17 protein-coding genes and 1 riboswitch are annotated in these 19,545 nt (G+C 72.6%); of the genes, 6 read left to right on the top strand and 11 right to left on the bottom strand.

Translation table 11 applies throughout. The features are described from left to right. The first annotated feature begins 35 nt into the window (after nt 1-35). Nucleotides 36-148: riboswitch (SAM riboswitch) on the top strand. Between the two features lie 30 nt (nt 149-178). After that, nucleotides 179-1,600, top strand: a complete 1,422-nt coding sequence (locus ACYVK7_RS00850; RefSeq protein WP_460885778.1) for an aminotransferase class V-fold PLP-dependent enzyme — start codon at nt 179-181, stop codon at nt 1,598-1,600. Between the two features lie 9 nt (nt 1,601-1,609). Here ACYVK7_RS00850 and ACYVK7_RS00845 read toward each other — a convergent pair whose 3' ends face one another. Continuing rightward, the gene (locus tag ACYVK7_RS00845; RefSeq protein ID WP_460885777.1) at nt 1,610-3,115 is read right to left on the bottom strand and encodes an amidase; all 1,506 of its coding nucleotides are present in this window, start codon (nt 3,113-3,115) and stop codon (nt 1,610-1,612) included. Nucleotides 3,116-3,293: 178 nt separating this feature from the next. On the opposite strand from ACYVK7_RS00845, the gene ACYVK7_RS00840 reads away from it, so the two are divergent. Then, nucleotides 3,294-4,196: a membrane protein gene (locus ACYVK7_RS00840; protein WP_460885776.1), complete on the top strand. Its 903-nt coding sequence runs from the start codon at nt 3,294-3,296 to the stop codon at nt 4,194-4,196. A 119-nt stretch (nt 4,197-4,315) separates the two neighbouring features. Here ACYVK7_RS00840 and ACYVK7_RS00835 read toward each other — a convergent pair whose 3' ends face one another. After that, complete coding sequence (locus tag ACYVK7_RS00835; RefSeq protein WP_460885775.1) at nt 4,316-5,209, bottom strand: LLM class flavin-dependent oxidoreductase; 894 nt, start codon at nt 5,207-5,209, stop codon at nt 4,316-4,318. A gap of 28 nt (nt 5,210-5,237) precedes the next feature. Then, the gene (locus tag ACYVK7_RS00830; RefSeq protein WP_460885774.1) at nt 5,238-6,239 is read right to left on the bottom strand and encodes a helix-turn-helix domain-containing protein; all 1,002 of its coding nucleotides are present in this window, start codon (nt 6,237-6,239) and stop codon (nt 5,238-5,240) included. A 66-nt stretch (nt 6,240-6,305) separates the two neighbouring features. Between ACYVK7_RS00830 and ACYVK7_RS00825 the strand changes: the two genes are divergently transcribed. Beyond that, nucleotides 6,306-7,193 (top strand): alpha/beta hydrolase family protein, encoded by an 888-nt coding sequence (locus ACYVK7_RS00825; protein ID WP_460885773.1) that lies wholly within the window; start codon nt 6,306-6,308, stop codon nt 7,191-7,193. A gap of 54 nt (nt 7,194-7,247) precedes the next feature. Here the strand turns inward: ACYVK7_RS00825 and ACYVK7_RS00820 are convergent, their stop codons facing one another. The 3 genes from ACYVK7_RS00820 to ACYVK7_RS00810 form a co-directional block, all read right to left on the bottom strand. After that, nucleotides 7,248-8,207, bottom strand: a complete 960-nt coding sequence (locus tag ACYVK7_RS00820) for a MaoC/PaaZ C-terminal domain-containing protein (RefSeq protein WP_460885772.1) — start codon at nt 8,205-8,207, stop codon at nt 7,248-7,250. Next, complete coding sequence (locus ACYVK7_RS00815) at nt 8,204-9,553, bottom strand: 3-oxoacyl-ACP reductase (protein WP_460885771.1); 1,350 nt, start codon at nt 9,551-9,553, stop codon at nt 8,204-8,206. Before ACYVK7_RS00815 ends, ACYVK7_RS00820 begins: the two co-directional genes overlap by 4 nt. Nucleotides 9,554-9,676: 123 nt before the next feature. Continuing rightward, the gene (locus tag ACYVK7_RS00810) at nt 9,677-10,999 is read right to left on the bottom strand and encodes an acetyl-CoA C-acetyltransferase (RefSeq protein WP_460885770.1); all 1,323 of its coding nucleotides are present in this window, start codon (nt 10,997-10,999) and stop codon (nt 9,677-9,679) included. 182 nt (nt 11,000-11,181) lie between these two features. Between ACYVK7_RS00810 and ACYVK7_RS00805 the strand changes: the two genes are divergently transcribed. Both ACYVK7_RS00805 and ACYVK7_RS00800 read left to right on the top strand, forming a co-directional pair. Further along, nucleotides 11,182-11,922, top strand: coding sequence for a TetR/AcrR family transcriptional regulator (locus ACYVK7_RS00805; RefSeq protein ID WP_460885769.1), 741 nt, complete (start codon nt 11,182-11,184; stop codon nt 11,920-11,922). 60 nt (nt 11,923-11,982) lie between these two features. After that, nucleotides 11,983-14,100: an acyl-CoA dehydrogenase family protein gene (locus ACYVK7_RS00800; RefSeq protein ID WP_460885768.1), complete on the top strand. Its 2,118-nt coding sequence runs from the start codon at nt 11,983-11,985 to the stop codon at nt 14,098-14,100. Between the two features lie 116 nt (nt 14,101-14,216). Here ACYVK7_RS00800 and ACYVK7_RS00795 read toward each other — a convergent pair whose 3' ends face one another. Both ACYVK7_RS00795 and ACYVK7_RS00790 read right to left on the bottom strand, forming a co-directional pair. Continuing rightward, the gene (locus ACYVK7_RS00795; protein ID WP_460885767.1) at nt 14,217-14,516 is read right to left on the bottom strand and encodes a hypothetical protein; all 300 of its coding nucleotides are present in this window, start codon (nt 14,514-14,516) and stop codon (nt 14,217-14,219) included. 282 nt (nt 14,517-14,798) lie between these two features. Then, nucleotides 14,799-15,668, bottom strand: coding sequence for a DUF2599 domain-containing protein (locus ACYVK7_RS00790; protein WP_460885766.1), 870 nt, complete (start codon nt 15,666-15,668; stop codon nt 14,799-14,801). Nucleotides 15,669-15,745: 77 nt separating this feature from the next. On the opposite strand from ACYVK7_RS00790, the gene ACYVK7_RS00785 reads away from it, so the two are divergent. Next, nucleotides 15,746-16,402 (top strand): hypothetical protein, encoded by a 657-nt coding sequence (locus ACYVK7_RS00785; RefSeq protein WP_460885765.1) that lies wholly within the window; start codon nt 15,746-15,748, stop codon nt 16,400-16,402. Here the strand turns inward: ACYVK7_RS00785 and ACYVK7_RS00780 are convergent. The 3 genes from ACYVK7_RS00780 to ACYVK7_RS00770 all read right to left on the bottom strand — a co-directional run bounded on the left by ACYVK7_RS00780 (nt 16,368) and on the right by ACYVK7_RS00770 (nt 19,410). Then, on the bottom strand, nt 16,368-17,573 hold the full coding sequence (locus ACYVK7_RS00780; protein WP_460885764.1) for a hypothetical protein: 1,206 nt from the start codon (nt 17,571-17,573) through the stop codon (nt 16,368-16,370). The two genes, ACYVK7_RS00785 and ACYVK7_RS00780, sit on opposite strands and share 35 nt — an antisense overlap. Nucleotides 17,574-17,656: 83 nt before the next feature. Next, entirely contained in the window at nt 17,657-18,307 is a 651-nt protein-coding gene (locus ACYVK7_RS00775) for a response regulator transcription factor (protein ID WP_460885763.1), read from the bottom strand. After that, nucleotides 18,304-19,410: a sensor histidine kinase gene (locus ACYVK7_RS00770; protein ID WP_460885762.1), complete on the bottom strand. Its 1,107-nt coding sequence runs from the start codon at nt 19,408-19,410 to the stop codon at nt 18,304-18,306. The genes ACYVK7_RS00775 and ACYVK7_RS00770 overlap by 4 nt, the downstream gene beginning before the upstream one ends. Nucleotides 19,411-19,545 lie beyond the last annotated feature (135 nt).

Raw genomic sequence — 19,545 nt, 5'->3', positions numbered from 1 at the left:
TGACAGGCCATTTCCCGCAGCACAGGATGACGCCAGGTCATGAGCGCCAGCGCGAAGCCCCGGCTCGCTGGCCGGCAACCCTCCTCCGCGGCGGGGTGCCCCGGGTGACGACCTGGCCACGCGCAGCCGTGCGTGGCAAGCGCGGGGGCTTCCCCCCAGGACCGTGCTGGAGGGCACCATGTCTGCAACCACCATCCTCGCCGACGACGTCACGGTGGCCGACGTCGCCCCGCTGCGCCCCGTGGTGGGCGGCGGGACGGCCGTGCCGCTCGTCGACGGGACGCGGGTCCCGTACGCCAACCTCGACGTCGCCGCGTCGGCCCCCGCGCTGCAGGCCGTCGCCGACCGAGTCACCCAGGTGCTTCCCCTGTACGCGAGCGTCCACCGCGGCGCCGGCTACCTCTCGCAGGTCAGCACCGCGCTCTACGAGACGGCCCGCCGTGCCATCGGCGCGTTCGTCGGCGCCCGCGACGACGACCTGACGATCGTCACGCGCAACACCACCGACTCCCTCAACCTGCTCGCCGGATGCGTCCCCGCCCAGCCCGACGGCGAGCCCGGCCGGGTGCTCGTGCTCGACGTCGAGCACCACGCCAACCTCCTGCCGTGGCAGCGCGGCACGGACGCGACCGTGCTGACCGGCGGCGCCACCGTGGCCGAGACGCTCGCCCAGATCCGCGAGGAGCTGGCGGCCGCCGCAGCGCACCGACAGTTCGCGCTCCTGGCCCTCACCGGCGCCTCCAACGTGACGGGGGAGTCGCTCCCCGTCGACCAGATCGTCGCCGTCGCCCACGAGTTCGGCGTGCGCGTGGTGCTCGACGGTGCCCAGCTCGTGCCGCACCGGCGCATCTCCCTCGAGTCGACGGGCGTCGACTACCTCGCCTTCTCGGGGCACAAGACGTACGCGCCGTTCGGCTCGGGCGTGCTGGTGGGCCGCCGGGACTGGCTCGACGCCGGCACGCCGTACCTCGCGGGCGGCGGCGCCGTGCGCCGCGTGCGCGTCGCGGGCACGGACTGGCACGAGGGGCCCGCCAGGCACGAGGCCGGATCGCCCAACGTGATCGGTGCGGTGGCGCTCGCCGCCGCATGCGAGGAGCTCGCGGCGCTCGACGCAGCGGATGTCGTGGCGCACGAGAACGCGCTGCGCCGCCGGCTCGTGTCCGGGCTCGAGGCGATCGACCGCGTCGAGGTGGTCCGGGTCTGGGCCGACGCCGTCGACCCCGTCGGTGTCGTGACGTTCACCGTGACCGGCTACGACCCCGGCCTGGTCGCCGCGTACCTGTCCGCCGAGCACGGCATCGGTGTGCGTGACGGGCGGTTCTGCGCCCACCCGCTGCTCGGCCGCCTCGGGTTCGACGCCGGGGCGGTGCGGGCCTCGGTCGGCGTCGGCACGGCGGGCGAAGAGGTGGAGCGCCTGATCGCCGCCGTCGGCAGCCTGGTGACGGACGGTCCCCAGGCCGGCTACGACGTCGTCGACGGGCTGTGGGTCGTGACCGACGACCCCCGCCCCGTCCCGGAAGGGTCCGGCCTCGCGGGCCTCCTGGCGACGGCGGCCCTGGGCTTCGACGAGGCGTTCGGCTGCCTCCCTGCCCCCGAATGAACCAACGGGTCAGAGCGGGAAGCCGGGCCGCTGCGGCAGGGCCGCCTCGAGCTGCGCCGCCAGCGCCAGGAGGGTGAGCTCGCCGCCCGGCCTGCCGATGATCTGCACGCCCATCGGTAGTCCGGCCGGCGCCTCGGCGGTCGCCGCGGTCCAGTGCGTCGGCACGGTGATCGCGGGCAGACCCGCGACGTTGAGCATCGAGGTGTACGGCGTGTACTGGCACTGCTGCTCGAAGTTCCGCTCGGGGTCGTCTGCGTCGTACCAGCCCACCGGCCGTGGCGTGAGCGCGAGCGCGGGCGTCATGACGGCGTCGTACATGCTGATCTGGGTGACCAGCGAGCGTTCGTAGCCGTTGAGCGTGCGCAGCGCCTCGGCGAGCTGTCGTGCGGGCACCTCGCGGCCCGACCGGATCAGCCACCGTGTCAGCGGCTCCAGCTTGTCCAGCGTCCCGGGGTCGTCGATCGGCACGGCCGACGCGCCGCCCATCCACAGGGTCCGGAACGCGGGCGCGTACTCGGGTGCCTCGGCGAGGACCATCTCGTCCATCGCGTGCCCCAGCCCCGCCAGTGCGCCGACGCCCGCGTCCAGTGCGGCCGTGGCCTCCGGGGACACGGTGATGGCGTAGAAGCCGTCCCATGCGGACGTGGTGGTCACCCCGATCCGCGCGGTCCCGCCGTCCGGACCGGTGTGCCCGGTCAGCGGGTCCGGCAGCACGGCGCGCCGCGCCGCCGCGAGGTAGGCGCCCGCCTCGTACGACGGCGCGCGCAAGGAGAACGGGTGTGCCACGCCGCCGTCGGCGCGTCGCGGGAGCATCGCCTCGAGCAGGAGGGCCGCGTCGGCGACGTTCCGCGCGATCGGCCCGTTCACGACCAGCCCGCCCAGCGAGTCGATCCCGCTGCCGGCGGGCAGGAGACCGCGCGTCGGCTTGAGGCCGACCACGCCGCAGGCCGCCGCGGGGATGCGGACCGAGCCGCCGCCGTCGGACCCGGGGGCGAACGGCAGCATGCCCGCTGCGACCGCCGCGGCCGCGCCTCCGCTGGAACCCCCCGCGCCGCGGGTCAGGTCCCACGGTGTGCGGGCCGGCGGCGCGTCGACCGGCTCGGTGTAGGCAGGAAACCCGAGCTCGGGTGCCGCCGTCTTGCCCAGGCTGACGACGCCGGCGGCATCGAGGACCCGGACCAGCTCGTCGCTCTCCGCGGCGGGCGGCAGGCCGGCGAAGGCGCGGGAACCGAACCCGGTCGGGACGCCCGCGCGGTTCCACAGGTCCTTGTCCCCCGTCGGCAGGCCCCAGAGACTGCCGGGCGCCGGGGCGTCCACGGCCGGGCCACCCGCCCGCCCGAGGGCCGCCGCGCGCTCCCTGGCGAGCTCCGGTGTGACGGTCGCGAAGGCGCCGACCGCGCCGTCGAGCCGCTCCACCCGGTCGAGAAAGTAGTCGGTGACCTCGGCGGGAGTGAGCTCTCCCGCGGCGAGGAGGTCGCGGAGCTCAAGAGCCGTCTTCTCGTGCAGGGGTTCCATCCGGCCAGGCTATGCGCTCACCGGCCGGTGCGCGGAAATGCCGCTTATGTCTCACCCGCTCTACAGCGGACCTGGGCAGATTCATCAATCAGACAGACCGTGCGCGGCCGTCTGACCTGCACATATGCGCTTTCTCTGCCTAATGGTGCGCTGAGGAAGCAATGCCACGCCGCGCAGAATGCGCTTCTCCGGCATATGTTCGTGGAGTGCTGGCACCTTTGTGCTGCGCCACCGTGGCGTAGCGGAGGTGACGAGAAAAGTCTCGAAGGGGGAGAGAACTATGCCATTCCTCAATGCAGGTCTTGTCGTACCGATCCAGGTCGACTGGCTGGCGCCGCTCACGAACGCCCTTGGCGCGATCGCGAGCTTCATCCCGAAGCTCCTCGTGTTCCTGATCGTTTTCCTCATCGGGTACTTCATCGCCAAGGCGATCGCCCGGTTCGTGGGGATGATCCTGACGCGTATCGGCTTCAACAAGGTGCTCGAGAAGGCGGGCGCCAACCGGATGCTCTCCGGGTCGGGTATCGAGCCGATCGCGCTGCTCACGAAGATCATCTACTACTTCATCCTGCTCATCGCGCTCCAGCTCGCGCTGAGTGCGTTCGGTCCCACCAACCCGGTGAGCGCGATCGTCAACGACATCGTCGCCTGGCTTCCCAAGCTGGTCGTCGCGATCGTCATCGTGGTGATCGCGGGCGCCATCGCGAATGCGGTGAAGGACCTTCTCCTGAACTCCATGGGCCGGGTTTCCTACGGCCCCCTGGTCGCGAAGTCGGTGTCCTTCTTCATCATCGCGCTGGGTATTATCGCCGCCGTGAACCAGATCGGCATCGGCACCACGGTGACAATGCCTGTCCTCGTGGCATTCCTGGCCACTCTGGCCGGAATTCTGATCGTCGGCGTCGGCGGTGCGCTGATCGGTCCCATGCGGCCGCGCGTCGAGGGCTTCCTCGGCAACCTGTCGTCGGGCGGTGCCGCCGCTGCCACGCCCGCCGCGGAGCCCGGCACGGCCCACGGGACCGTGCCCCGCACCGACCCGGGCACCTCGGGGTCGTTCGCGCCTCCGCCGCGCGACATCTGATCGTCTGATCGGACCCGCGCGACGACGACGCCGGGATCGCACCGCCGCGAGGCGGTGCGACCCCGGCGTCGCGTCGTGCGTCCTGCGTGCGGGCCAGCGGGATCCCCCGAAGGGATCGGCTACTCCGACCCGAGCAGCGCCTGCGCCTCGCCCAGCACGTCGATGAGCCGCTCCAGGTCCGGGTCGTCCTCCGTCGGCTGGAGCGCCACGGTGTCCACGCCCGCCTCGCCGTACCGGCGGACACCGTCGGCCAGCGCCTGGGCGTCACCCCACAGGGCGTAGCCCGCGAGGGCCGTGTCGTCGGCCACGTCGCTGCCCCAGGCGGTCAGCTCCGCCCGCAGGCGTGCGACCGCGCTGGGCCCCGTGCCCCCGGAGACGAACTGGATCACGGGAAAGCTCGCGTCGCCCCGGCCGGCCGCCGCCCTGCCCTCGGCGACCTGCTCGAGCGCGGCGGGCAGGCCGGGCAGGCCGACCGAACCCTCGAGCACCACGCCGTCGCCGACCTCGCCCGCCAGGCGCAGCGACTTCGGCCCCGTGGCGGCGACCGGCACCGGCACGGGCCGGGCGGGCGGCCAGTCGAGCGCGACGTCGTCAAGGGACACGTACCGGCCCGACGCCGTCACCCGCTCACCGGCGAGCAGGGCGCGCAGCGCGGCCGAGTACTCGCGCATGAGGGTCAGCGGCGAGGCGGCCTTGGCGCCCACCTGCGCCATCCACGGCTGTACGCCGTGGCCGATCCCCGGGATCAGCCGCCCGGGGAACATCCCGTCGACGGTCGCGACCTCCATGGCGGTGAGCGCGACGTTCCGCAGGGGCGTGGGCAGCACCCCGATCCCCACCCGCACGTGCTCCGTGGCGGACAGGATCGCGCTCGCGGTCGAGATGCCGCCGGTCTGGAAGCAGTCCTCCCAGAGCCAGATCTCGTCGACCCCCGCTGCCTCGACGGCGCGGGCGAGCGGGATGATGCGTGACGGCGGTGTCGAGGGGCGGAGGATGCACGCCAGGCTGGTCATGGCGACCACGCTGCCACGGAGCGGGCCCTCAGATCCAGCCCTTACGCGCGGCGTGCCAGCCGAGCTGGATGCGCGTCGAGACGCCGGCGACGCCCATCAGCACCTTGACGCGCCGCTGCACGGTGCGCAGCGAGAGCCCGAGCTGGTTCGCCACGGACTGGTCCGTGAGGCCGGCCAGCATGAGCGCGAGGATGCGGCTGTCCTCCTGGTCGAGGTCGGCCGTGGCGGACCGTTCACCGGGCGGGGCGAACGGTGTGGCGTCTCGCCACACGCTCTCGAACAGGGCGATGAGGGCGTCCAGCAGGCCCGACGGATGGATGATCAGCGCGCCCACCAGGTCGGGCGCCAGGTCGGACCCCTCGGTGCCCGCCTCGACGACGGTCTGGATCGGCACGAAGGCCAGCCGGTGGTCGATGATGAACAGCTTGATCGGCACACGTTCGGAGAACCGTACGTCCTCGCCGTTCTCGAGGGCCTGGGCGACGTCGTCGACCCGCAGCACGCCGGTGTCGAGGAAGACACGGTCGATCACGACGCGGTAGCGCACGCCGCGGGCCACCGCCTGGTCCTCCGCGGTGTTCTCGTCGGCGGGCATGACGAACACCGGCGGCTTGGTGAACGACTCGACGGTCTCTCGCGCGCCGAGCTGGAGCTGGATGATGCGGTGCTTCACGGCGTCGGCCCCGCGTACCACGTCGACGACGTCGGTGGCCGGCCGTAGGGCGGACGAACGCCGGAACTCCTCCTCGAGCTCGATCAGCTCGACCTGTGCCGCGCGGATCTCGTCCTTGCGGCGGGCGAGCAGCGCGCCGAGCGCTATCTCGGGGGGAGCGGCCTGGAAGCGGGAGTCGTCGGCGCTCTGCCGTGCGGCGAGGCCGTGGCTCTCCAGCGCGCGGAGCACGTCGAGGGCGTCACCGGGGTCGCACCCGAGCCGCCGGCCGAGCTCCGCCGCGTCGAGCGACGGGGAGGCCACCAGGTCGCGATAGGCGAGGGACTGCGTCTTCGTCAGGCCGAGCACGTCACCGAGCATGGGTACCCTCCCACCGGATGAAGTTCGCCGCCGTCGTGAGGATACGGGATTGATAGCCTCCGGCACGTGACCACCGAGGACGTGAGCTTTCCCGCCGAGGACGGCGTGCGGGTGGCCGGACGCTGGTTCCTGCCCGACGGCGACCCGGTGGGCATCGTGGCGATCGCGCCGGCGATGGCCATGCCCATGCGGTTCTACCGGCACACGGCGAGCTGGCTCGCGGACCGGGGCTTCGCTGTCCTCACGTTCTCGTACCGCGGTTCGGAGCCCGAGCTCTACGGCCCGATGCGGGACTCGTCGGCGACAGCCCTGGACTGGTACCACGACGCCGAGCTCGCGGCCGGGCACGCCCGCGCGCGGGCCGACGCCGCCGGCGTCCCGCTCACCTGGGTGGGCCACTCGTTCGGCGGCCAGAGCCTGGGCTTCCTGTCCGACGTCGGCGTGGACGCCTGCGTCATGGTGGCCTCGGGGACCGGCTGGCGGGGCAAGGCCGCGCCGATGATCAAGCGTTGGTCGCCGCTCCTGTGGCGGGCCATCGCGCCCGTGGCGATCGCCGCGGTCGGCTACTACCCGGGCCGCCGGCTCCGGATCCTGGACGACCTGCCCGGCGGCGTCATGCGGCAGTGGGGCCGCTGGTGCCTGCACCCGGACTACCTGTTCAGCGAGCACCCCGAGCTGCGGGACCGCTTCGCGAAGGTGCGGACGCCGGTCACGGCCCTCTGGACCGACGACGACGAGCTGATCTCCCCGGAGTCCATCTGGTACTGGAGCCGTGAGTTCCCGAACGCCGACATCGAGCTGGTCGAGATGCGCGCCGCAGACCATGGCCTGGCCCGCATCGGGCACTCGGGCTTCTTCCGTCCGAAGCGGGCGGTCCTCTGGGAGGAGTTGCTCCTCCCCCGGCTGGCTGTCCGGCAGGCCGAAAGTCCGCCTCCACCATGCGATCAGGCTTGAGGCTTCAGGGTCTCCCCAGCCTGATCGCATGATGGAGGCGGACTTCTCGCGTGGTCAGAGCGGAGTGACCGTGCCCCGGAAGTGGCGGGTGTTCCGGCCCGAGCGCCAGCCCTCGTACACGAAGGCGTCGGCGCCCGCAGTGCCCGCGGCGCCCGCAGTGCCCGCGTCCGCCGGGCGGCGGATCGCCACGTCCACCGTGCTCGGCAGCAGCACCGGCTTGAAGAACTCGACGGTCCACTCGTACCGCTCGCCGCGGTGGACGGGACCGACCTCGGCCAGGGCCCGCGCCGCGGTGTACATGCCGTGCGCGATCGCGCGGGGAAACCCGAACGCCTTGGCGCCGAGGCTCGACGTGTGGATCGGGTTCTGGTCGCCGGACACCGCGCCATAGGCCCGTCCCGTCCCGCCGCTCAGCCTCCATCGTGCGGTCGGCAGGGGCGCCGTCCACTCCTCGCGGGGAGCCTCGGCAGCGGGCTCCGCGCCGCCTGGAGCCGTGAAGCCCTTGGCGAGGTACGTCGACACCCCCTGGTAGGCGAGCTTCCCGCCCACCAGCACCTCGGCGACGAGGTCCACCTGGACGCCCCGGCGGTGCGGCCTGGCGTCCTGCGCCCAGGCCCGCACCCGCAGGGTCTCGCCCAGCCGCACGGGCCGGTGCACCCGCACCGAGTTCCTCAGGTGCACCATGCCCAGCAGCGGCAGCGGAAAGTCCCCACGCACCATCACGGCCGTGGCCAGCGGGAACGCCAGCACGTGCAGGAACCCGGCCGGCAGCACCTCCGACGACGGCTCGCCCACCAGATCCTGGTACGCCGCCAGATGCCCGGCCTCTGCCGACGTGTCGACGTCCGCCACCTGGTAGGCGACCTCGGGCAGCCGCACGGCGCCCTGCGGCCGCTTGCCGACGGAGCCGGCGACGCCCTTGCCGAACAGTCCGCCGAGCGCGGGCAGCCGGGCCAGCTCCGTCACGCCGTACGACGCCGGAGCGCCCGCCCTGACCAGTGCGCTTCCGCTCACTTGCCCACCATCGACTGCCCGCAGACGCGCAGCACCTGCCCGTTCACGCCCTTCGCCACCGGCGACGAGAGGAACGCGATCGCCTCGGCGACATCCAGGGGCAGCCCGCCCTGCTGGAGCGACGGGATGACGCGCCGCGCCACCTCACGGGTGGCGAACGGGATCGACCTGGTCATCTCCGTCTCGATGAAGCCCGGTGCCACCGCGTTCGCGGTGCCGCCCAGCTCGGCGACGAGCGGCGCGGTGGCGGCCGTGTGGCCGATCACGCCCGACTTCGAGTACGCGTAGTTGGTCTGGCCCTTGTTGCCCGCGATGCCCGACGTCGACGCCAGCGACACGATGCGCAGACCTTCCACACCGGCGGCCAGCAGCTGTTCGTTGATGCGCAGCTGGGAGGCGAGGTTCACCGCGATGACGGCGTCCCACTGGGCGGGCTTCATGTTCGCGAGCAGCTTGTCCCGCAGGATGCCCGCGTTGTGCACCACGATGTCGACCCCGCCGAGGTGCCGGGTGGCCTCCAGGATCTTGGTCCCGGCGTCCGCGGCGGTCACGTCGAGCTGCACCGCGGTGCCCTTGAGCTCGTTCGCGACGGCGGCCAGCGACTCGCCCGCCGCGGGTACGTCCACGACCACGAGCCGTGCGCCGTCCCGGGCCAGGGTGCGCGCGATGGCCGCGCCGATCCCGCGCGCCGCACCGGTCACGACGGCGACCTGGCCGGCCAGCGGCTGCCGCCAGTCGACGTCGCCCAGCGGCTCCGACGGGCCGACGGGCAGTACCTGGCCGTCGACGTACGCCGACTTGGCGGACAGGAAGAAGCGCAGCGTGCCCAGCGCGGAGGCCGAGTCGACGGCGGCGCCACCGGTCAGCTGCACGCCGTTCGCCGTGGCGCCGCCCCGCAGCTCCTTGCCGACCGAGCGGGTGAAGCCCTCGAAGCCGGCCCGAGTCGCGGCGAGTGCGGGCGAGTCGCCGGCCTCGGGCGCACGGGACACGACGACGACGCGGCCGTTGCCCGCGAGCCTGCGCAGCGTGCCGCCCAGGGCGAGCACCGCCTCCGACACGGCCTCCGGGGCCTCCGCCGCGGTGCCGACGAGCACCACGCCACCCCAGCGGACGTCGGCGGCGCCCTCCGCGGATCGGCGCACGTCGACGTCCCAGGCGAGCAGGGCCTTGGCGAGCGCGTCCGCGTCGCCGGCCGAGGCGTCGTCGGACACGACGAGCACCGGGCCCACCGTCAGAGGCGCGTCGGGGGCATAGCGGCGCAGCACGGCCGGGCGGGGGAGGTTCAGCTGCTTCGCGAGTTTCTTGCCGAGCTCGCCGTTCACGAACCGGGTGTAGTTGTCAGCCACGAATTTCCTTCCGATCTGGGGGAGGTGCTCGGTCGCCGGCTCAGGCGCCAACTTCTGCCGCCTGAGCCCGGCGCCGCACTGCGGGCGAGTGCCTCGGCCCTCACCCTCCGTTGCGCTCTGGGCTCAGGCGGACTCGACGACGGCGACGGCGCCCAGGCCCCCGGCGGCGCAGACCGAGATCAGCGCCCGTGCCGGACGGCCGGTCTCGGCGGCCTTCTGGGCCACCAGCTTCGCCGCAGTGGCGATGATGCGCCCGCCGGTCGCGGCGAACGGGTGGCCCGCGGCGAGCGACGAACCGTTCACGTTCAGCTTGCTGCGGTCGATCTTGCCGAACGCGCCGTCCAGGCCGAGCTCGGTGCGGCAGTACTCCTCGTCCTCCCACGCCGCGAGCGTGGTCAGCACGGTGGAGGCGAACGCCTCGTGGATCTCGAAGAAGTCGATGTCCTCAAGGGTGAGGCCGTTGCGGGCCAGCAGCCGCGGCACGGCGGCGGCCGGGGCCATGAGGAGCCCCTCGTGCCCGTGCACGAAGTCGACGGCCGCCGTCTCGGCGTCCACGAACTTCGCCAGGACCGGCAGGTCGCGCTCCTCGGCCCACTCGCGCGAGGAGAACAGGACGGCGGAGGCGCCGTCGGTCAGCGGCGTGGAGTTGCCCGCCGTCATCGTGGCCGCCTGGCCGAGCTCGGCGCCGAAGACCGGCTTGAGCTTGGCGAGCTTCTCGAGCGACGTGTCGGGGCGCAGGTTGTCGTCGCGGGTCAGGCCCTTGAACGGGGTGACCAGGTCGTCGAAGAAGCCCGACTCCCAGGCGCGGGCGAGGTTCTGGTGCGAGTTGTACGCGATCTCGTCCTGGGCCTCGCGGGAGATGCCCCACTTGGCGGTCGTGACAGCTTGGTGCTCACCCATCGACAGGTGCGTGCGCGGCTCACCGGTGCTCGGGGTGGCGGGGGCCAGGTCCTTGGGGCGGATCTGGAGCAGGGCCTTGATCTTCGCGCCGGTCGTCCTGGCGTGGTTCGCGTCCAGCAGGGCTGCCCTGAGGCGGTCGCTGACGACGATCGGCGCGTCCGACACGGTGTCCGTACCACCCGCGATCGCGGACTCGATCTGCCCCAGCTTGATCTTGTTGGTCACCGCGATGGCGGCCTCGAGGCCGGTCGCGCAGGCCTGCTGCACGTCGTAGGCAGGCGTGGTGGGTGCGAGGGAGGAGCCCAGCACCGACTCGCGGATCAGGTTGAAGTTCTTGCTGTGCTTGAGCACGGCGCCACCGGCGACCTCGCCCAGGCGCTCGCCCTGCAGGCCGAACCGGGCGACGAGGCCCTCCAGCGCAGTGGTGAACATGTCCTGGTTGCTGGTCCGGACGTACTTCTTGCCGGCGCGGGAGAACGGGATGCGGTTGCCGCCGATGATCACGGCCTCGCGCGTGGACGGGACGGGGGAGGGGGTAGTGGACACGTCGCTGTTCCTTCTCACTTCGTCGTCGGGCAGGTGGCTTCGTGGGTCGAGCCTCTCAGGCGGACACGGGCGGTGGCCCGGATCGTCCCCGGGTGGTGCCCAGGACTCACAGTACCTGATACTCTCAGTCTCGTGAGACGAATCACAAGACCTCTAGCGAGTCAGGGTGGGGAGGCGGAGCGATGAGCATCGGAGTCGACGGTCGTTCGACCCGCTGGGACGACCACCGCACGGCGCGTCGGGCAGAGCTCGTCCGTGCCGCGCGCAAGGCGGTGCACCGGCTCGGGCCCGCGGTCTCGATGGACGAGATCGCCGCGGCGGCCGGTACGTCGAAGTCCATCGTCTACCGGTACTTCGACGACAAGGCGGGTCTGCGGCTCGCTGTCGCGGAGACCGTGGTGATGCAGATGCACGACGCGCTGCGTGCCGCCGCGCAACGCGCGGCCAACCCCGAGATGGCGTTGCGCGAGATGGTGCGGGTCTACCTCGAGATGATCGAGAGCTCGCCCAACGTGTACTGGTTCGTCACCCGGACCGCTATCGGCGGCAACGAGCCCGCCCCGGTCGAGAGCGGTCGGCGCGGACGCCGCGCTCCGGCCGCGGAGGAGACCACCGACGCCACCGTCCCGACCACGCCCGTCGACCTGCACCCGCTCGGCGCGTACCTCGACTCCGTGATCGAGCTCGTGGCCGAGCCGTTCGCGCGGGCCACCGACGTCCCGCAGGCCGACGCGGCGGCCTGGGCCTCCGGCGCCGTCGGCTTCGTGCGCGGCTCCGGCGAGTGGTGGCTCGGGCACCGCAACATCGAGTCCAGCCCGCTGACCCGTGAGGAGCTGACCGAGCGCGTGACGCTCTGGCTCTGGACCGGGCCGGTGGGCGTGCTGCACCACGACCGCCCCGGCACCGCGTCCGTGACCACCTGACCTGACCCACCCTCCCGAGACCCAGCACCTGGCCCGTCGGCCGTACACCGAGGAGAACCGATGACGACCACCTCCGAACCCGTGACCACCCCCACGGACACCGAGGCCGCCGTGCCCGCGCCGGCGCTCCCTCGTCCGGCGTCGGGCAGCCGTGTGGACGTGCCCGCCCTGCAGCGGATGCTGCTCGGCCGCTGGCCGGAGGAGCGTGCCGAGGCGCGCCGCATGGTGGCGGAGCACCCCGAGCTCTGGAAGCGGGAGGGGATCACCAAGGAGGAGCACCGGACCATCACGCTCGAGCAGATGCGGCAGATGGTGCCCTACGGGCAGGTCCTGCGGGCCTTCCCGGAGCGCCTCGGTGGTCGCGGGCAGGCGGGCGCCAACCTGGTTGGTTTCGAGGAGCTCGTCGCCGCCGACCCCTCGCTGCAGATCAAGGCCGGCGTGCAGTGGGGGCTCTTCGCCTCCGCGATCAACCACCTCGGCACCGAGGAGCAGCAGGACCGGCTGCTGCCCGGAGCGATGGACCTGTCCGTCCCCGGCGCGTTCGCGATGACCGAGACGGGCCACGGCTCCGACGTGGCCTCGATCGGCACCACCGCGACGTACGACGTGGAGACCGAGGAGTTCGTCATCAACACCCCGTTCCGCGGGGCGTGGAAGCAGTACCTCGGCAACGCGGCCAAGGACGGCGTGGCGGCGACCGTGTTCGCGCAGCTCATCACGGGCGGCGTCGACCACGGCGTGCACTGCTTCTACGTGCCGATCCGTGACCCGCAGACCATGGAGTTCCTGCCGGGCGTCGGCGGTGAGGACGACGGTCAGAAGGGTGGCCTCAACGGCATCGACAACGGCAAGCTGCACTTCACGAACGTGCGCGTGCCGCGCAGGGACCTGCTCGCCCGCTACGGCCAGGTGGCCGCGGACGGCACCTACACCTCCTCGATCGACAGCCCCGGCCGCCGCTTCTTCACCATGCTGGGTGCCCTGGTGCAGGGGCGTGTCTCCCTCGACGGCGCGGCGATCACCGCGGCGAAGATCGGCCTCGCGATCGCCACGAAGTACGCCGAGCAGCGCCGCCAGTTCTCGCCCGCGGCCGGTGCCGACGAGCTGACGCTGCTCGACTACGCGACGCACCGCCGCCGCCTCTTCCCACGCATCGCGGAGGCGTTCGCGATGCACTTCGCGCACGACGAGCTGCTCGACCTGTTCGACGCGGTGTTCTCCGGCCGTGAGGACACCCCGGCCATGCGCGAGGACCTCGAGACCACGGCCGCCGCCCTCAAGGCGACCTCTACCTGGTATGCGCTCGACACCCTGCAGGAGTGCCGCGAGGCATGCGGCGGCGCCGGCTTCCTCTCGGAGAACCGCTTCACGGGCCTGCGCGCGGACCTCGACGTCTACGCCACCTTCGAGGGCGACAACCACGTGCTGCTGCAGCTCGCCGCCAAGCGGCTCGTGGGTGACTACGGCAAGAGGATGGCCCGGGCGGCCAAGTCCCCCGCGGGCATGGCGGGCATCGTGGCAGGGCAGGCCAAGGACGCCCTGCTGCACAAGGTGCCGCTCAAGCGGCTCGGCCAGACGGTGGCCGACGGCGGCGGCGCCCGCGCGGCGGGCCGCCTGCTGGACGCCGACGTGCAGCGCGAGCTCATCGCCGCCCGCTACGAGGGTATGGTCGCCGCCACGGCGATGGGCATGCGCCCGGCGCTCAAGGCCGACTCGGTCCGCGCGCAGGAGATCTTCGACGACAACCAGGTACGGCTCATCGGGTCCGCCGCGGCGTGGGCCGAGCTGGTGCGCTGGGACGCGTTCACGAAGGCCATCGGCAAGGTGTCCCATGCGGGCACGCGCAAGGTGCTCACCCTGCTCCGCGACATCTACGGCCTGACCACCATCGAGCGCCACCTCGACTGGCACCTGAGCAACGGCCGGCTCTCGGCGGGCCGCGCCAAGGCCGTGACGTCGACCGTCGACCGGCTGCTGAAGGAGCTGCGCCCGGACGTGCTCGACGTCATCGACGGCTGGGGCTTCACGCAGGAGCACCTGCGTGCCCCGATCGCCGACGGCTCCGAGAAGGTCCGTCAGGACGAGGCCCGCGCCTACTACCGCGAGCTGCGTGCGAGCGGTACGGCACCGATCAGCGAGAAGGAGCTGCGCAAGCAGCAGGCGAGCGCGCCGCGGTAGTGCCGCGGCGAGGTGACGGCATCGCGACGTAGCACGGTGGCGGCGGTCTTCCCGGATTCCCGGGAGAGGCCGTCGCCACTGCTCCGTCCCGCCGCCGTCCTACGTCGGCCTCGGCGTCAGGCGGCGTCGGGCACGGCTGCGACGGTGGGGACCGGAAGCTGCTGCACGGGAGCCGGGAGGGGCTCGTCGACGGGCTCGTCGTCCTCGACGGGGCGTGCCAGCGGTCCGCCGAGGGTCACGGGCGCACCTGGCTCCGCCGTCGGCTCGGGGATCGCGCGGACGACAAGAAGAGTGCCCGCCAGCCCGAGGAGGGCGGCGAGCACAGCGAGCGGTGTGAGCTGGTATGCGACCGTGAATCCGAGCAGTGCGCCGCAGACGACGGCGATGATCGATCCAAGGATAAGTACACGGGTCATCAGGAGCCTCCCTGCCAAGGTATCTCCGAGGAGCAATGCCTGACCCCAGGGGGGATCCCGTGGAACGCTGGGCGCCAGCCGATGGCGGTCGCGCGTCTGGGCTCGCACGAAGCCATGAACTGAGGTCCGGCTGAGCTGGGGCTCATCAGTTTGTGTGGCGAGCCTGCCTCGCCGTCGCTTCCAGGAAACCCCAGGCGGCGCGAGCCCGCACCTTGAATCGCACCGCTGACGGTCACGACTGGGTCACGACTCGGGTTGTGTCGGCCCTGGGCCCCGCTGGTCCTAGACCGGGTTGCAGTGCGCCGTGGCGGTGAGTATCAGCCCGACGTCGGGTCGCCAGGGTTCCAGGTTCCAGGTGCTCTTGTCGGGCGCGCCCACCGCGTGGCACACGAGCTGGTGCTCCATGGTGCGGCTCCCCGCGTCCGGTTCGGCGGCCACGAGCTGGGCACGGATCAGGTCGAGGCCCGCCTCGCCCGCGTGCCGCACCCAGTCCCGCGGGTCCACGGCGAGCGAGCGGCCGCCCTCGTTCTCGCCCCAGGTCGCGCTCTCGATCGCGTCGGTGCCGATCTCGAACGTGACCGTCAGCGGCCCCGTCCTGGCGGGCGTGTCGGTGGTCCCGGACCCCCGCGCAGGCCGGTCGTCCACCTCCACGCGGGCGCGTGTGGCGTCGGCGTCGGTGACCTCGATGCGCGGCGCGCCGTCCTCGGTGCCCGACGGCGGCGCGGGCGGGCCGATCGCCGCGACCGGGGTGCCGTCGCCGTCGAGCACCGTGATGCTGCCGTCGCTGTCGACGTCGAGCTCGCCCGGCGACGTCAGGATCAGGTCCGCCGTGCCGCCGGGGGTGAGCTCGAGGGTGACCGTCTGCAGCCCGGGGACGCCGCCGTCGGCCTGGACCACGGCTGCCTTGCGGGAGTCGACGCGCAGGACGGCTCCGTCGAGGGTGACCGTGCTGGTGTGCGGCTCCGGCCGGTCGTCGCCCGAGGTCCCGGGCTGCTCCGGGGAGGCCGGCGACCGCTCGGCGGTGGCGGTGGGCTGGTCCGGGTCGTCCGCCCGCGCCGAGCGTTCGACCAGGTCGCAGCCGCTCACGGTGAGGAGTACCGCCAGCGCGGCGCACGCGGCGAGGGTGGTCCGCGGGGCTCGTCGGATCGGCACACGTCCATTGTGCGGGGTGCCGGCGAGGGGTGGCGTGTTGGGTGGCGCGTGTCGACGACACCCTCTATGTTTAGAACATGCGTTCGAACAAGGAGCTGGTGACACAGGGTCCCGCCAACGTGCCGGGCCAGTCCGCGCGTGGTGCAGCCGCACCGCGCGAGTCCGGGTTCGCGAGCGGTTTCGCGAACCTCACGGAGGCGGTAGACGCCGTTGCTGCGGTCGACGCGCTCCTTGCCTCGCTCGCGGCCTCACGCGCCGTCCTCATGGAGTCCGTCCGCGAGTGGGTGGCCGAGCAGCCCGAGCTGTTCGAGGCTCCTGAGGTCGAGGCGGACGATCTCGCCGGGCTGGCACCCGAGCTCGTCGAGCGGCTGGCCGAGGCGCTGCGGGTGCCGGAGGGCGCGGCGGTCGCGCTCGTCGAGGAGTCGCGGGCGCTGGTGCACGAGCATCCGCGGACGCTCGCGGCGTTGCGCGGCGGGCACATCACCCACGCGCACGCCCAGACGATCCTCGGGTACACCGACGGGTTGCGGCGGGCCAACCGGGTGGCGCTCGAGACCCGGCTGCTCAAGCGGGCACGCACGACCACCCCGGGCGAGCTGAGCCTGGTCGCGCGCGCGGAGCGCGAGCGCAGGCTCCGTCCGGAACGGCCGACGGGGGCTCCTGTCGTGCGGCAGGCGGCGTCCGCGAGGCGTCAGCGGCTCAGCGCTTCCCCCACAGGTCGTCCCACGCGGTGAACGGGTCGTCGGCGCGCGGGGCTGCCTGCTGCGGGCTGCCGCCCGCGGCGACCGCGGGCGGCTGACCACCCCAGGGGCTGCCCCATGACGGGGTGCCCCACGCCGCGCTGCTCGGTGTGGAGGTACCCCAGGCCGGGTCGTCCCACGTCGATCCGGTCCGGCTCTGCTCGTCCGGGCCGTCCGCGCTGCCGTACGGGAGCCAGTCCTGCTCGAGGTACGACGTTCCGAGGTGGTCGACCGGTCCGGCGTCGTTCTGCTCGGGGGGTACGGCGTAGTGCGGGCCGAACGACGTGTCGTACGTCTCGGGTGGCAGCGCCTGGTGGGGTTCCTGCCCCGCCGGCTGCCACGGCCGCGTCGACCCCGTCCCCGCGTCGTCGGTCTGTCCGTCGGCCTGCCCGGCCCAGGGCGAGGTGGTCTGGTCCTGGCCGGGCCACGGCGGTGCGGTCGGCTCCGGACCGGCGGCCGCGTGGCTCGAGACGCCGTGCCTCGGGGTGCGGTAGCTCCGCGCGGCGTGGGCCGCGTGGTCCTGCTCGTGCTGGTCACCGAGGGGCGGTGCGAGCGGCGAGTGGCCGTGGCCGTCGTACTGCTTCGGGGTGGAGACGGCCGCGAACGTCGTGGTCGCCAGGTACTGCTCGAACGGTACGTCGAAGGTCTCGTCGTTCGACCACGCGGCGTCCCAGTCGGCGGTGACCTGGCGGGCCGGGGACCGGCGACCGTCGTCGGGCATCGGGGGCAGGCGGATCTCGCCCGGGCTGTGGAGCACCTGGTCGTGCATCTGACCGACCCAGTTGACCGCGAGCTCGAAGCGCATGGTGCCGATGCCGTTCACACCCAGCTCGCCACCGAGGGCAGGGTGCGGGGTGAACGTGTAGACGTCCTCCGCGTCGAGGTGGATGCCGCGGCTGCGGGCGTCGCGGACCAGGTCGTCCATGAGGTAGGTGGCGCGTCCCTCTGCCGATTCCAGCTCCGTGTACATGGTGACCGCAGAGGTCCAGCGCAGCTCGAGCGTGCCTTCGACCGTGTCCAGGAACCACCATCCGTCCAGCGACTCGAGGAAGATGTCGCCGAAACAGGTGGCGAAGCGCGGAGTCTGCTCGCTGAGCCCCAGCCACTGCCATGAGGCGAGCCCGAACTCGAAGGAAACCTTCGGAAAAGTTCGAAGCAGCTTCATGTCCGAATGAAACCACTGTCGGGTAAAACCGGGAAGCCCTGGTGACACCTTTGTTATGCGATGCCTCAGTAAGAGGCGTGCCCTCAGGCCAGGCCGGACTGGTACGCGAACACCACCAGCTGGGCACGGTCGCGGGCGGCGAGCTTGATCATCGCGCGGGAGACATGCGTCCGGGCGGTGGCGGGGCTCAGCACGAGGTGCTCGGCGATCTCGTGGTTGCTCATGCCCTGCGCCACGAGACAGACGACCTCGTGCTCGCGGTCCGTGAGATCGCCGATCCGCGGGTGCGGCCGCAGCGAGCGTGGTGCCGCGGCGGTGAACTCGCGGATCAGGGTGCGGGTGGCGGACGGCGCCAGCAGGGCGCCGCCGTCGTGCACGGTGCGTATCGCGGCGACGAGGTCCGCCGGCGGCGTGTTCTTCAGGAGGAACCCGCTGGCGCCGGCGCGCAGACCGTCCACGACGTACTGGTCGTGCTCGAAGGTCGTGAGCACCACGACGCGGGTGGCCGTGAGCTCAGGGTCCTCCGCGATGCGACGGGTCGCCTCGATGCCGTCGATGCCCGGCATCCGGATGTCCATGAGCACCACGTCGGGCCGCAGGCGGCGGGTCTCCGCGACGGCGGCGATACCGTCCGCGGCCTCTCCGGCGACCTCGGTGTCCTGCTCCCCGGAGAGCAGGGCACGCAGGCCCATCCGGACCAGGTCCTGGTCGTCCACGAGCAGCACCGAGATCATGCGACACCTCCAGCGGGCAGGACCGCCCGCACCTCGAAGGACTCGTCGCCGGGACCGGCGTCGAGCTGCCCGCCCAGGGACTCGACCCGCCGCCGCATCCCGGCGATGCCGAAACCGGCGACGAACCCGCCGGCCGCGTCGCGCGGGTTGCGGACGCACAGCCGGACCGCGTCGCGCTCGTAGGTCACCTCGACGTGCGCTGCGGAGCCGGACCCGTGCTTGACCACGTTGGTCAGGGACTCCTGGAGCACACGGTAGGCCGCAAGGTCCACGGCGTCGGACAGCGGCAGGGGCGTGCCGCTGACCCAGAGGTCGACGGCGACCCCCGCCGAACGCACCCGCTGCGCCAGTACCTCCAGGTTGGCGAGCCCTGCCGTCGGGGCGCGCTCGGAGACGCCGGCAGGGTCCGTGTCGGGCCGGATCTGCGCGAGCGTGGTGCGCAGCTCGGTCAGGGCCTCGTTCGCGGCCTTCGAGATGGCTTCCAGCGCCGTGGCGGCGTCGTCCGGTCCGGCCAGGTGGAGCGCGATGTCGGCCTGCATCTGGATGGCGGCCAGCCCGTGCCCGACGACGTCGTGCACCTCGTGCGCGAGCCGCAGCCGCTCGTCGTCGCGCGCCCGCTGCTCCGCCGCCCGGCGCTCCGCGGCCCGGGCCTCGTGCCACGTCCGCCGGGCGACACCGATGCTGAACGGCACTGCCACGATCGCACTCGCCGGCACCAGCCCGACCGGCATGCCGAGCGCCGCCGGATGTGTGAAGACATGGATCAGGAGCAGGGCCAACGTCGCCGCGGCGTACAGCAGGGCAGGGCGCAGCGGACGGTTGCGGGCCAGGGAGTAGACCGCCACGACCAGGCACACCATCACAGGGCCGTACGGGTAAGCGAGCAGCAGATAGGTGATGGTGGCGGCGGTGACCACACCGAGCGCGGCGACCGGCCAGCGGGTGCGGAAGAGGGTCCCGAACGCTGCCGTGATCGCGAGCGCGTACGCGAGGGCGTCGACCGGGCGGACCCCGGACGAGCCGTCGAGGAACGGCAGCGCGACCAGCGTGAGCGCCGTGAGCACCGCGGTCACGCCCACGTCGACGAGACGCAGCTTCCCCATGTCTCCACCTCCAGCCCCACTGTGGCTGACGGCGGCCCCGCCGTCACCCCCTGCGCGCCGTAGCCCCGGGTACGTCGTGGGGCGTAGGCCGGACCGCCTGCCACCGTCCGGCGACGCAGCGCAGGTGCCGCCTCG

It is taken from the genome of Promicromonospora xylanilytica (assembly GCF_054782895.1).
The sequence above is the reverse complement of the archived record's forward strand: the minus strand, read 5'-3'. Positions and strand labels throughout refer to the sequence as shown.